14 protein-coding genes are annotated in these 12,760 nt (G+C 57.3%); 13 read left to right on the plus strand and 1 reads right to left on the minus strand.

Going from position 1 to position 12,760, the window contains the following annotated elements; all coding sequences use genetic code 11:
- Positions 1–109 precede the first annotated feature (109 nt).
- The gene (locus tag LG30_RS0110730) at positions 110–487 is read right to left on the minus strand and encodes a hypothetical protein (protein ID WP_052100987.1); all 378 of its coding nucleotides are present in this window, start codon (positions 485–487) and stop codon (positions 110–112) included.
- 365 nt (positions 488–852) lie between these two features.
- Between LG30_RS0110730 and ruvA the strand changes: the two genes are divergently transcribed.
- From ruvA to ybgF, 13 genes are all read left to right on the plus strand, one after another.
- Positions 853–1,467, plus strand: a complete 615-nt coding sequence (gene ruvA / locus LG30_RS0110735) for a Holliday junction branch migration protein RuvA (protein ID WP_033130704.1) — start codon at positions 853–855, stop codon at positions 1,465–1,467.
- A gap of 60 nt (positions 1,468–1,527) precedes the next feature.
- Positions 1,528–2,547, plus strand: a complete 1,020-nt coding sequence (gene ruvB, locus LG30_RS0110740; RefSeq protein ID WP_033130705.1) for a Holliday junction branch migration DNA helicase RuvB — start codon at positions 1,528–1,530, stop codon at positions 2,545–2,547.
- Between the two features lie 943 nt (positions 2,548–3,490).
- Positions 3,491–5,047: a cytochrome ubiquinol oxidase subunit I gene (cydA, locus tag LG30_RS0110745; RefSeq protein ID WP_033130706.1), complete on the plus strand. Its 1,557-nt coding sequence runs from the start codon at positions 3,491–3,493 to the stop codon at positions 5,045–5,047.
- Positions 5,048–5,059: 12 nt separating this feature from the next.
- Complete coding sequence (gene cydB, locus LG30_RS0110750) at positions 5,060–6,196, plus strand: cytochrome d ubiquinol oxidase subunit II (RefSeq protein WP_033130707.1); 1,137 nt, start codon at positions 5,060–5,062, stop codon at positions 6,194–6,196.
- A 14-nt stretch (positions 6,197–6,210) separates the two neighbouring features.
- Positions 6,211–6,327 (plus strand): cytochrome bd-I oxidase subunit CydX, encoded by a 117-nt coding sequence (gene cydX, locus LG30_RS21575; protein ID WP_033130708.1) that lies wholly within the window; start codon positions 6,211–6,213, stop codon positions 6,325–6,327.
- A complete protein-coding gene (locus LG30_RS0110760) occupies positions 6,314–6,625 on the plus strand; it encodes a cyd operon YbgE family protein (RefSeq protein WP_033130709.1) in 312 nt (103 codons plus the stop codon). Before cydX ends, LG30_RS0110760 begins: the two co-directional genes overlap by 14 nt.
- 240 nt (positions 6,626–6,865) lie before the next feature.
- Positions 6,866–7,273: a tol-pal system-associated acyl-CoA thioesterase gene (gene ybgC, locus LG30_RS0110765; protein WP_033130710.1), complete on the plus strand. Its 408-nt coding sequence runs from the start codon at positions 6,866–6,868 to the stop codon at positions 7,271–7,273.
- Positions 7,263–7,952 carry a protein TolQ gene (gene tolQ, locus LG30_RS0110770; RefSeq protein ID WP_033130711.1) on the plus strand — a complete coding sequence of 230 codons (690 nt, stop codon included), beginning with the start codon at positions 7,263–7,265 and terminating at the stop codon, positions 7,950–7,952. Before ybgC ends, tolQ begins: the two co-directional genes overlap by 11 nt.
- Positions 7,952–8,398, plus strand: a complete 447-nt coding sequence (gene tolR, locus LG30_RS0110775; RefSeq protein ID WP_005331545.1) for a protein TolR — start codon at positions 7,952–7,954, stop codon at positions 8,396–8,398. The genes tolQ and tolR overlap by 1 nt, the downstream gene beginning before the upstream one ends.
- 5 nt (positions 8,399–8,403) lie before the next feature.
- Entirely contained in the window at positions 8,404–9,534 is a 1,131-nt protein-coding gene (tolA, locus tag LG30_RS0110780; RefSeq protein ID WP_033130712.1) for a cell envelope integrity protein TolA, read from the plus strand.
- Between the two features lie 94 nt (positions 9,535–9,628).
- The gene (gene tolB / locus LG30_RS0110785) at positions 9,629–10,954 is read left to right on the plus strand and encodes a Tol-Pal system beta propeller repeat protein TolB (RefSeq protein ID WP_033130713.1); all 1,326 of its coding nucleotides are present in this window, start codon (positions 9,629–9,631) and stop codon (positions 10,952–10,954) included.
- A gap of 50 nt (positions 10,955–11,004) precedes the next feature.
- Positions 11,005–11,529, plus strand: coding sequence for a peptidoglycan-associated lipoprotein Pal (gene pal / locus LG30_RS0110790; RefSeq protein WP_033130714.1), 525 nt, complete (start codon positions 11,005–11,007; stop codon positions 11,527–11,529).
- Between the two features lie 234 nt (positions 11,530–11,763).
- Positions 11,764–12,567 (plus strand): tol-pal system protein YbgF, encoded by an 804-nt coding sequence (gene ybgF, locus LG30_RS0110795; RefSeq protein ID WP_033130715.1) that lies wholly within the window; start codon positions 11,764–11,766, stop codon positions 12,565–12,567.
- Positions 12,568–12,760: the final 193 nt, after the last annotated feature.

Below are 12,760 nucleotides of genomic sequence, written 5' to 3' on the forward strand. Positions count from 1 at the left end.
TATTCGTGAGTAACGGCCTGTGCTTGTGAGCAGGTGATGAAAGAAAAAGGCAGAATAACAACAGGGCGGCCTGGGGGCAGGCCGCCCTGTTCAGAGGAGGGGACCTGACTTAGCCAAGGTAGTCGATCATGATCTTCGATACCTTGCCATCCAGGCCATTATGGTAATGGCTGGTAACGACCACGTTGCCACCGTCCAGATTGGCGCTGCTGTTGAAACTGCTGACGATGACGGAGTCGGCAATGGGGCCCTTGACCAGGATCTGGGCCCAGTCATCGTCGGTACTGGCTGAAGGGCTGTCATAGACCTTGATCAGGGTGATGCCGGGAAGACCCTCCAGCTTCAGGGAGCGGGCTTCATCGTTGCTAAAGCCATGGTCTCCGCTCTTGCAGTTGATGTTGTAACTCGCACCACCGCTGAGGGTATTGCCGACTTGATCCTGAGTGGCGCCATTGCCTTCCCAAAAACTGATTCGTCCATTAGCCATCTTGCTCTCCTTGCGCTGTGCTGCGCGTGACAAAGGTGAAGGAAAACCATTGAGCTTCATTCAGTTCTCTTTGGCGGATTCAGACTAGTCAGCCAGAGGTATATAGTCAGGCCCAATTGACAATGTTTTTTGTAATGCTTTGAATTTAAATGAATTAAAGATGATGGTTGAATCGGATCCGCCTTGGGGTTGCCGGGCTGGGGCGGATCAGGGGGATTTTCCTCCCGATTGGGGATAAGCCGGGGAGGAAGCCGATCGCGCGGGGCGGGGATACCATGGGCCTGCCGCCCTATGCTGGATACTTATCCAGTTATTCTTTATGCTATGACCCAATTTGAAAGAGTCTGCGTGGCGAGGAAGAGAACATGATTGGTCGCTTGAGAGGCGTTGTGATTGAGAAGAATCCCCCTGAGGTGTTGATCGAGGTCGGGGGCCTGGGCTATGAGGTGCAGATGCCCATGAGCTGCTTCTACGATCTGCCCGAGCTTGGCAAGGAAGCGACCCTTCACACCCACTTCGTGGTGCGTGAAGACGCCCAGCTGCTCTATGGCTTCAATCACAAGCAGGAGCGGGCGCTGTTTCGCGAGCTGATCAAGACCAACGGGGTCGGCCCCAAGCTGGCGCTGGCCATTCTCTCCGGCATGACGGCCACCCAGTTCGTGCTGAGCGTCGAGCGCGAGGAGATAAGCTCCCTGGTGAAATTGCCCGGCGTGGGCAAGAAGACCGCCGAGCGACTGGTGGTAGAGATGAAAGACCGTCTCAAGGGCTGGGTCAGCCACGATCTCTTCTCCCCCGCCGCCATCAGCTTGCCCGCCCAGGAGAGCCAGCTGCGCGCCCCCGATGCGAGCGAAGAGGCAGCCAGTGCCCTGGTGGCACTCGGCTACAAGCCGCAGCAGGCGAGCCAGATCGTTAGCAAGGTGGCCAAGGATGGGATGTCGGTTGAGTCGATCATCCGTGAATCCCTGCGTAGCCTGGTGTGAGGATGAGCATGAATCAAGCAGCTCGCCCTGTCTCGATCTTCGGTGTGCGTGGGGTTATGCATGATTGAAGCGGATCGTCTTATCTCGGCCACCGCCATCGGCGGGGGGCGTGAAGATGAGGTCATCGATCGGGCCATCCGTCCCAGGAAGCTGGCGGATTACACCGGTCAGGATCCCGTCTGCGCCCAGATGGAGATCTTCATCGAGGCGGCGCGCCAGCGCGGGGAAGCGCTCGATCATTTGCTGATCTTCGGCCCGCCCGGCCTTGGCAAGACCACGCTCGCCAATATCGTGGCCAACGAGATGGGGGTCAATATCAAGACCACCTCGGGCCCGGTGCTGGAGAAGGCCGGGGACTTGGCGGCGCTGCTCACCAACCTCGAGCCGAACGATGTGCTGTTCATCGACGAGATCCACCGTCTCAGCCCCGTGGTGGAGGAGGTGCTCTATCCGGCCATGGAGGACTACCAGCTCGACATCATGATAGGGGAGGGCCCGGCCGCCCGCTCCATCAAGCTCGATCTGCCTCCCTTCACCCTGATCGGCGCCACCACTCGGGCCGGCTCCCTGACCAGCCCGCTGCGGGACCGTTTCGGTATCGTCCAGCGGTTGGAGTTCTACAACGTCAAGGATCTCACCGACATAGTCGCGCGCAGCGCCCGCTGCCTCGGACTCGAGATGTCGGGGGATGGGGCACTGGAAGTGGCCCGCCGCTCCCGTGGCACGCCGCGTATTGCTAACCGCTTGTTAAGACGGGTGCGGGATTTCGCCCAGGTGAAGTCCGATGGCCGGATAGACGGATCCATAGCGGCCCGCGCCATGGACATGCTGGACGTGGACAACGAAGGGTTCGACTTCATGGACCGCAAGCTATTGTTGGCCGTCATCGACAAGTTTATGGGTGGCCCCGTTGGCCTCGACAACCTGGCGGCGGCCATAGGGGAAGAGAAAGACACCATAGAGGATGTGCTGGAGCCTTATCTCATCCAGCAGGGCTATTTGCAGCGCACTCCCAGAGGGCGGTTGGCGACCCCCAGAGCCTATGCCCACTTCGGCCTGCAACGGCCGGAAGAAGGATAAACACAGCTGATTGAACAAAAACCGCCTCCAAGGGCGGTTTTTTACTATTCTGACAAAAAAAAGCCCACGGCACAGGCGGTGGGCAAAGACAATTCAGGATGGATGTTCACAGACAGTGAGCGCGTCTGGAGACAGGCCGGGAAAAAAACAAAGGAGCCGTCGCGAGGCCTCAGAGTCGGTTCATTTGATAGAGCTGAACGAACGAAAGCTTGTAGTAACGTATGGTCTTGGCAACAAACTTTTTCATCATTAATCCCAACAAACAGGTTCGAAATGTTCATCGAATACGTACCGGGAACCCAGATTGACCGGCCTGTATCCAGAGGTATGCCCTCACTGCGAGGCGCATTGTAGGAGCTCTTCCCAGGCCGGACAAACAAGAAATTCTATGCGTTTCAGATTAGATTAAGTAATTAATGTTTTTGGGCGTCGTCAAGCATAAACATGTGTTTTTGTTGGTTTTAAATTGAAAGAAGGGTGGCCTGTGCGATTTTGTAAATATCGAGTTGATGAGGCCGTAAACACTCAAGAGTTTTATTTTTTTAACAGAATTGAAACCAATCTGATATTATTTAAAGTTGATTTAAATCAATTGGTTATGACTTGATGTTTTTTGTGAGCAAGCTCTCATAATTAGTGATTATCGATCTTTAAGTTGCCCCAAAAAGGCATGTATTGGTGATGGTTTTACATTGATTTCAATCAAATAAAGGTGATATAAAACAGCGGTCATTATAGGCGGGAATAGAATCACCACTAATGTTTACTAGATGTTAAACATTAGCTTTTTTTGTTCTTGTATATTGCCTTGTTGTTAATGTGGTGGCGTTCGAATCTGGTCATCGGTATCAACCGGGTGATGACCGACCATTCGGGGACTTCCAACGGAAGCATTGTCCTTAAAACTTAAAATAGCCGTGCCAATAATCGGTGAGGAAACATCATGATTGCTGAGCATGTGGTAGACCTATCGCGGTTCCAATTTGCCGCGACGGCCCTTTATCACTTCCTGTTTGTACCCCTGACGCTGGGGATGGCCTTCATCCTGGCGATCATGGAGTCTGTCTATGTGATGACCAACAACACTGTCTACCGGGACATGACCAAGTTCTGGGGCAAGTTGTTCGGGATTAACTTCGCCCTCGGGGTCACCACAGGGCTGACCATGGAGTTCCAGTTCGGTACCAACTGGGCCTACTACTCCCACTATGTCGGCGATATCTTCGGGGCTCCGCTGGCCATCGAAGGGCTGATGGCCTTCTTCCTGGAGTCCACCTTCGTCGGTATGTTCTTCTTCGGTTGGGATCGCCTCAGCAAGCGCCAGCATCTGGCTGCCACCTGGTTGATGGCGCTCGGGACCAACCTCTCCGCGCTCTGGATCCTGGTCGCCAACGGCTGGATGCAGAACCCGGTTGGTGCCGAGTTCAACTTCGAATCCATGCGCATGGAGATGGTGAGCTTCGCCGATCTGGTGTTCAACCCGGTTGCTCAGGTCAAGTTCGTCCACACGGTCGCGGCCGGCTACACCACGGGCGCCATGTTCGTGCTGGGTATCTCTTCTTATTACCTGCTGAAGAATCGTGATGTGGCCTTCGCCCGTCGCTCCTTCGCCATCGCCGCCGCCTTTGGCATGGCCTCCATCCTCTCCGTGCTGGTGCTGGGTGACGAGTCCGGTTACGAGACGGGTGAAGTGCAGAAGGTGAAACTCGCGGCCATCGAAGCCGAGTGGAACACCGAGCCGGCGCCGGCCTCCTTCACCCTGTTCGGTATCCCGAATCAGGAGGAGATGCGCACCGACTACGCCATCAAGATCCCCTATGCCCTCGGCATCATCGCCACCCGTTCCCTGGATACCCAGGTAACTGGCCTCAAGGATCTGAAGAGCGAGCACGAACTGCGCGTGCGTAACGGCATGGTCGCCTACGACCTGCTGACCAAGCTGCAATCCGGTGACAAGTCCGACGATACCCGCGCCCGCTTCGACGAAGTGAAGCAGGATCTGGGCTACGGTCTGCTGCTCAAGCGCTACACCCTCAACGTGACCGACGCGACTGACGAGCAGATCAAGTCTGCTGTGGATGATTCCATCCCGCAGGTGGCCCCGCTGTTCTTCGCGTTCCGCATCATGGTGGCCTGTGGCATCGCCATGCTGCTGCTGATCGGCATCGCCTTCTACGACAGCACCCGTCACCGCATCGGTGAGCGCAAGTGGCTGCTCAAGAGTCTGCTGTGGGGGATCCCGCTGCCCTGGATCGCCATCGAGTGTGGCTGGTTCGTGGCGGAATACGGTCGTCAGCCCTGGACCATCGCCGAGATGCTGCCGACCTCGGTCTCCGCATCCAATATCCCTGCGTCCGAGATCTGGTTCTCCCTGATCGGGATCTGCCTGTTCTATACGGTGCTGCTCGTCATCGAGATGTACCTGATGTTCAAGTATGCGCGCCTGGGCCCCAGCAGTCTGAGAACGGGCAAGTACCACTTCGAACAGAGCAAGGCATAAGGAGAGGATCCCATGTTTGATTACGAATTATTGCGTCTGGTCTGGTGGGTGCTGGTCGGCGTCCTGCTGATTGGCTTCGCCATCACCGACGGTTTCGATATGGGGGTGGGTGCCCTGCTTCCCTTCGTCGGCAAGAAGGATGTTGAGCGTCGGGTGATGCTCAACACCATGGGCCCGCACTGGGAAGGTAACCAGGTCTGGCTGGTGACGGCGGGCGGAGCCCTGTTCGCGGCCTGGCCCATGGTCTATGCGGCGGCCTTCTCCGGCTTCTACATCGCCATGATCCTGACCCTGATGGCCCTGTTCTTCCGTCCGGTCGGCTTCAAATACCGCTCCCTGATGGAAGGCTCCCAATGGCGTACCAGCTGGGACTGGGCGCTGTTTATCGGCAGCGCAGTGCCGCCGGTGATCTTCGGGGTGGCGTTCGGCAACCTGCTGCAAGGGGTACCGTTCAGCTTCAACCAGTTCCTGATGCTGACCTATCACGGCAACTTCTTCGGCCTGCTCAACCCGTTCGGCCTGCTGGCCGGTCTGGTCAGCCTGTTCATGATCGTGACCCAGGGCGCCGCCTGGCTGATGATGAAGACCGAAGGGGAAGTGCTGGCTCGCTCCCGCACCGCCGCCATGATCTTCTCCCTGCTGACCCTGGTCTGCTTCGCGCTGGCCGGTGTCTGGGTGAGCGGCATGGACGGTTATGTGATCGTGGGCAACATGGCCACCGACGCTGTCACCAACCCGCTCCATAAGGAAGTGGTGGTGCAGGCCGGTGCCTGGATGCAGAACTACAACCTCTATCCCTGGATGATCGCCGCCCCCGTACTGGGTCTGGTGATGAGCCTGCTGACCGCCGTGGTGGCCAAGCTGGGCAAGGGTTGGCTGGCGTTCCTGTGCTCCTCCTTAGGCATTGCCGGCATCATACTGACGGCGGGCTTCTCCATGTTCCCGTTCGTGATGCCCTCCAGCCTGGAACCCTCACAGAGTCTGACCATGTGGGATGCCACCGCCTCCTTCAACACCCTCAAGGTGATGACGGTCGTCGCGGCCATCTTCGTCCCGACCGTGCTGGCCTATACCCTCTGGACCTACATCAAGATGTTTGGCCGGGTGAGTAACAAGCACATCGAAGACAACCAACAATCGCTCTACTAAGAAGGTGCCCTGATATGTGGTATTTCACCTGGATCCTGGGTTTGTTGCTGGCTTGCGCGTTTGGGATCATCAACGCGCTCTGGCTGGAGCACACCGAGAACCTGGATCGTCAGATCGATGAAAATAAGTGACGGACTTGCCCGGCTGGCCGCTCCCCTGGAGCGCCAGCCATGGCAGGGACTGATGTTGCTGGCGGCGGCCCTGCTGGGCGTCGCCATCTTGCAGGCGCCGAACCTGATCGCCGCCAACACCAGCGGGCACGGGCTGATGCTCGCGCCCTGGCTGATGTGGGCGGTCTGTTGCGGCGTGATGCACGGACTGGGGTTCCATCCCCGCAGTCTCATCGGTCGAGTCCTGTTTTTCCCTTGGCTCGCCTTGCCCAGTCTGTTGTATGGGCTCTGGTTGACCCAAGGCTATTTCCTGTCATAAAAATGGAGGGAGGCAGACAGTTATCTGCCTCCCTCCTGCTTTTACAACGCCAGTCGGCGACCCGCTTACCCCCCGGTTCACCCGGCCAGGTCTGTTATGCAGGTTCTGATTGACCATGCACTATTGCCTGCCATAAAAACGGGGGGAGATGGGATTTCCCTGTCTCCCCCTGCTTCTTTCCTATTCAGCCCTGCGCTATGATAGCCCCCCATCTGACTGTCGAATGGATCACAGATTTTTATGGGGGAAGTCTCTGAGTTTCCGGTGCGTGTCTACTACGAAGACACCGACGCCGGAGGCATCGTCTACAACGCCAATTATCTCAAGTTTATGGAACGGGCTCGTACCGAATTCCTGCGCGCCGGTGGCATCGAACAAGATGTCCTGCTGCAGGCGGGGCTCGCCTTCGTGGTGAGTCGCACCGAGATCGATTTCCGCTCTGCGGCCCGCTTCAATGAACTGCTGACCGTAATGACGCAAGTGACTGAAGTGAAACGCGCTTCCATGCGCTTTTCGCAACGGATCCTGGCGGCTGATGGACGACTGATCACCCAGGCCATGGTACAGATAGCCTGTGTCAGTCATCCGCAAATGAAACCTGTCGCGATACCTGAAAAAATCAAGGGAGTGCTGTTAAGTGCACGCTGAAATTTCGTTTATTGGTCTGTTCTGGCAAGCCAGCCTGTTGGTCAAACTGGTCATGATGACCCTGATGGGCATGTCGGTCGTCTCCTGGGCGCTGATCATCCAGCGTTCCAAGGCCATCAAGGCCGCCAACCTGGCCTCCGAGCAGTTTGAAGACAGATTCTGGTCCGGGGTGGATCTCAATCGTCTCTACCAGGAGTCCTCCTCCCGTCGCGATGACATCGAAGGCATGGAAGACATCTTCTACTCCGGCTTCAAGGAGTATGCCCGTTTGCTCAAGGCCGGCGCTCGTGGCCAGGATGCGGTGATGGACGGTACCTATCGCGCCATGCGGGTCTCCTTGTCCCGTGCGGTGGACGAGCTGGAGTCCAATCTGCCGGTACTGGCGACCATCGGCTCCATCAGCCCCTATATCGGCCTGTTCGGTACCGTCTGGGGCATCATGAACGCCTTTATCGCCCTGGGTCAGGTGCAGCAGGCGACCCTGCAGATGGTGGCACCCGGTATCGCGGAGGCGCTGATCGCCACCGCCATGGGTCTGTTCGCGGCCATCCCGGCGGTCATCTTCTACAACCGTTTCACCAACAAGGTGGAGCGGCTGGAAAACGCCTACGCCAACTTCATGGACGAGTTCACCACCATTCTGAACCGCCAGATCGCACAGCAGCAGGGTGAGAAGTAATGCAAACCTATCAGCGGATCCGGCGCAAGAAGGTGGCCGAGATCAACGTGGTGCCCTATATCGACGTCATGCTGGTGCTGCTCATCATCTTCATGGCGGTGACGCCGGTGATCACCCAAGGGGTCAAGGTTGACCTGCCCCAGGCGGAGTCGGAGCAGTTGCCCGAGGATGCCAAGCCCCCCTTCATCGTCAGCGTCAATACCGAAGGCGAATATGTCATCAAGGCCGGTGAGGCGGATGACGAGCCGGTACCGAGCGGTACGCCCGAGGCGATGCAGCAATACATCACCGAGAAGGCCATGGGCTATCTGGCCATCAACCAGAATGCCCCCGTGGTGGTGGCCGGTGACAAGTCCGTGCGCTATGAAGAGGTGATCCTGTTGATGGTCGCCCTCAAGAAAGCCGGCGTGCCTCAGGTTGGCCTGATGACGGATCCGGTGAACTGACGGAGATGGATGTGAAGCGTGGTATTTCCGGTTATCTCATCGCGTCGCTGCTGCTGCACCTGATCATCGGCATCATATTGCTGGTCGGGGTCGACTTCAGTAAACCCAAGCGCCCCGAGTCCAAGGGGGAGATCGTCAATGCGGTGATGCTGGACAGCGAGTTCCTGGAACAGCAGGCACAGCAGATCCAGCAGCAGAAGAAGGCGCAACCCAAGGCTGCACAGCAGCAGAAGGAGAAGGACAAGGAAGACGCCGATCAGGCCCGGCGTGAGCTGGCGCAGGAGCAGGAGCGTCTGCGCGTTGCCGAGACCAAGCGCAAGGAGGCCGAGGAGGCCACTCGCAAGGCGGAAACCGAGAAGCAGAAGAAAGTCGCCGAGCAGAAGCAGGCGGAGGAGCAGGCCCAGAAAGCCGAGGAAGCCCGCAAGCTGGATGCGCAGAAGGCCAAGCAGGCCGAAGCCAAGCGTCAGGAGGCCGAGTTGGCCAAGGCGCTGGCGCTGAAGAAAAAGAAAGAAGAGCTCGAGAAGAAGCAGGCCGACGATAAAGCCAAGGCGGATGCGACCAAGAAGGCCGACGCCGACAAGAAAGCCAAGGCCGAGGCGGAGAAGAAAGCCAAGGCGGAAGCTGACAAGAAGGCCAAGGCTGAGGCCGATAAAAAGGCTGCGGACGAGGCTGCCAAGAAGGCAAAAGCTGACGCAGAGAAGAAAGCGAAGGCCGAGGCTGACAAGAAGGCCAAGATCGATGCCGAGCGCAAGCGCAAGGCAGCCGAGGAGGCCAAGCTGCAAAAAGAGATGGAAGCCATGATGCAGCAGCAGCTGGAGGCTGAGGCCAATTCTCGTAGCCAGGCCGCCTCGGCGGCAGCCAAGGGTGAGGTCGACAAGTATGCGGCCCTCATCAAGGCGACGGTCGAGCGCTATATGATTTTGGATCCCACCATGCGGGGTAAAACCTGTACTATCGGTGTCAAATTGGCCAGTACCGGTTTCGTCATCTCGGTGGACAACGGCCAGGGCGACCCGGCGGTTTGTCGCTCCGGCAAGGCGGCCGTGCTGAAGGCCAATCAGCTGCCGGTGCCGAAGGATCCGGCGGCGTTCGAGATGTTGAAGGAGTTTAACCTCAAGTTAGAACCGAACATCTAGGTGTGGTAGAACGGGGTCATTGACTGTGGTTGGCAGGGTCTGCTGATAAAGGAATTTCACCTCTCAATTTTTATTGGAACAGAGTATTTAAGCCATGATAAGAAAAGTGTTTTTTGCTTTGGTTGGCTGCCTTCTGCTGGGCCAGAGCGCTCAGGCGGCCTTGGACATCGTCATCACCGGCGGTATTGACAGCGCAAGACCCATCGCGATTGCGCCCTTCAAGTGGGAAGGCAATGGCCAACTGCCACAGGATATCGCCGAGGTGGTCTCCAACGACCTGATGCGCAGCGGCAAGTTCAAGCCGCTGGCCCGTGGTCAGATGCCGCAGACCCCGAGCACCAGTGGCGAGATCAACTTCGCCCCTTGGGCCTCCCAGGGCGTCGAAGCCGTGGTGGTCGGTACCGTCGCCGCCGTAGGCGATGGCACCTACAAGATCAACTTTGAGCTGGTTGACGTGCTCAAGGGCCAGTTGGCCAAGACCCAGGGCGGTGAGAGCAATGGGTACATCCTGGACAGCCGCATGGCGACCATCCCGGGTGCCCAGATGCGCCAGTTCGCCCACCGCATCTCCGACATCGTCTACGAGCGTCTGACCGGTGAGCGTGGCGCCTTCCTGACGCGACTGGCCTATGTCTCCGTCCAGCAAGGCACCCAGTTCCCGTATCAACTGCGTATCTCCGACTATGACGGTTACAACGAGAAGACCTTGCTGCGCTCCCGTGAGCCGCTGATGTCCCCGGCCTGGTCACCGGATGGCAGCAAGCTGGCCTATGTCAGCTTCGAAAACCAGAAATCCGAGATCTATGTGCAGGATATCTATAACCAGCAGCGCAGCCTGATCACCAGCTTCCGTGGCATCAATGGTGCCCCGGAATGGTCACCGGATGGTCGCCGATTGGCTATCGTATTGTCCAAAGATGGGCAGCCTGATCTCTATGTCATTGATGTGGCTAGCAAGCAACTCACTCGAGTCACAAATAACCGCACCATCGACACCGAACCCTCCTGGATGCCGGACGGTCAAACTTTGCTATTCACCTCTGAACGTGGTGGCAAACCCCAGATTTATAGCGTAAATTTGGCGACTGGCGTCACTCGCCGGATGACCTGGGAAGGGGATTCCAATCAGGGGGCATCCATCACGCCGGACGGCAAGTCCATGGTGATGGTGACCCGGGTTCAGGGACAATATCGCATCGCTCGCCAGGATATGGAAAACGGCGCCATGTTGGTTCTGACTCAGAGTGCTCTGGACGAGTCGCCAAGTGTGGCTCCCAATGGCAGCATGATCATCTATGCCACCATCTATCAGGGTCGTAAAAGTCTGGCTTTGGTCTCGACCGACGGTCGTTTCAAGGCTGTGCTTCCGACCAGTAGCGGTGAAATTCGTGCACCAGCTTGGTCGCCCTTCTTGAATTGATAAAAAAATCGATTGTTTTTTGTTTTGTTATAAAGGTTTAAGGAAATAGCATGCAACTCAATAAACTGCTCAAGGGTTTGGCCATCGCACTGCCACTGTTCACCCTGGCTGCCTGTAGTTCTTCTTCCGACTCCGACGCCGCTGGTGCCGAGTCTGGCATGACCGACGGCATGGGCGGTGTACAAACCGGTGGCGCCAACGGCATGTTGTCCCCGGAAGAGCAGATGCGTCAGAAGTTCGAAGCTCTGCAACGCGACAACGTGATCTTCTTCCCGTACGACGGTTACGACATCCAGGGCCAGTACGCCGACCTGCTGGATGCCCATGCCAGCTACCTGCGTGAGCGTCCGTCCGTCAAGGTGTTGATCGAAGGCCACGCCGATGAGCGCGGTACCCCTGAGTACAACATCGCTCTGGGCGAGCGTCGTGCCAAGGCCGTTGCCAAGTATCTGCAAACCCTGGGTGTGCAGGCCGAGCAGCTCTCCATCGTCAGCTATGGCGAAGAGAAGCCGCTGGACTTGTCCCACACCGAGGACGCCTTTGCCAAGAACCGCCGCGCGGTCCTGGTTTACTAAGGCTTGAACCGAACAAAATTCGTGTATATACAAGCGGCCATTTCGATGGCCGTTTTATTTACACTGAAGCTACCGGTTTGATCTGAATGAAATTTGTGTATAAACAAGCGACTATTGCGATGGCCGTTTTATATACACCGAGGCTACCGATTTGATCCGAATGAAATTTGTGTATAAACAAGCGACTATTGCGATGGCCGTTTTATTTGCACTAAACGCTAAGGTTTGATCCGAATGAAATCTGTGTACAAGCAAGCGACTATTGTGATGGCCGTGTTAGTGGCGCTGAATGCTCAAGCGGCTGCACCGGTGAGCGATCTCAGTGGCGACAGCGGCAGCGCCGTGGCCCTCAGTGGCAACAATGGCGCCATCGTGCCCACAGGCAGCCTGGAAGACAGAGTCGCCTTGCTGGAGCGCACCCTCAATGCCCGTCTGCGCCTGCAGGCCGAGTTGCAGCAACAGGTGGATTCCCTGCAAGGGGAGGTCTCCGAACTGCGCGGTCAGCTGGAACAGCAAACCTATCAGATGGAGCAGTCCCAGGAGCGCCAGCGCCAGCTCTATCAGGAGCTCGACAAGGTGGCGAACAGCCAGCCTGCCGCTGCGCCCGCGACCCCGGCAGCCTCTACCACGGCTCCAGCCGCCGCGGCCAATTACTCGACCAATCAGGACGAGAACCAGGCCTACGACGCCGCCGTGAACATGGTGCTCAAGGAGAAGAACTACGACAAGGCTATTCCCGCCTTCGAAGGGTTCATCAAGCAGTTCCCGAACTCCAGCTATGTGCCCAATGCCCATTACTGGCTTGGCCAGCTGATGTTCAACAAGGGCGACAGAGCCGGTGCCTCGGCCCAGTTCTCCACGGTCGCGAACAAGTACAGCAAGTCGCCCAAGCGAGCCGATGCCCTGCTGAAACTCGGCATGCTGGCACAACTCGATGGCAAGAAGGCGGAAGCCAAGGCGTTCTATGAGCAGGTGATCAAGGGGTACCCCAACACCTCGCCGGCCCAGTTGGCCAAGCAGAGTCTGAGCAAGTTGTAGCATTGCTGTAGGTCACTGTTTTCGTAACAGTCTTGTAAATACGGCACCGCTTTGTACGCGCAGTGAGCAAACAGATTTAATTTAAGAATTTTCTATTGCGCCAGGATGATAAATCCGTAATATAGGCCGCCGTCAGAGCCGGTGCAGCAGTGCACTCGGACCTGGTCGTGGTGAGGGTCGTTAGCTCAGTCGG

The organism is Aeromonas aquatica (genome assembly GCF_000764655.1).
GTDB classification, from domain to species: domain Bacteria; phylum Pseudomonadota; class Gammaproteobacteria; order Enterobacterales; family Aeromonadaceae; genus Aeromonas; species Aeromonas aquatica.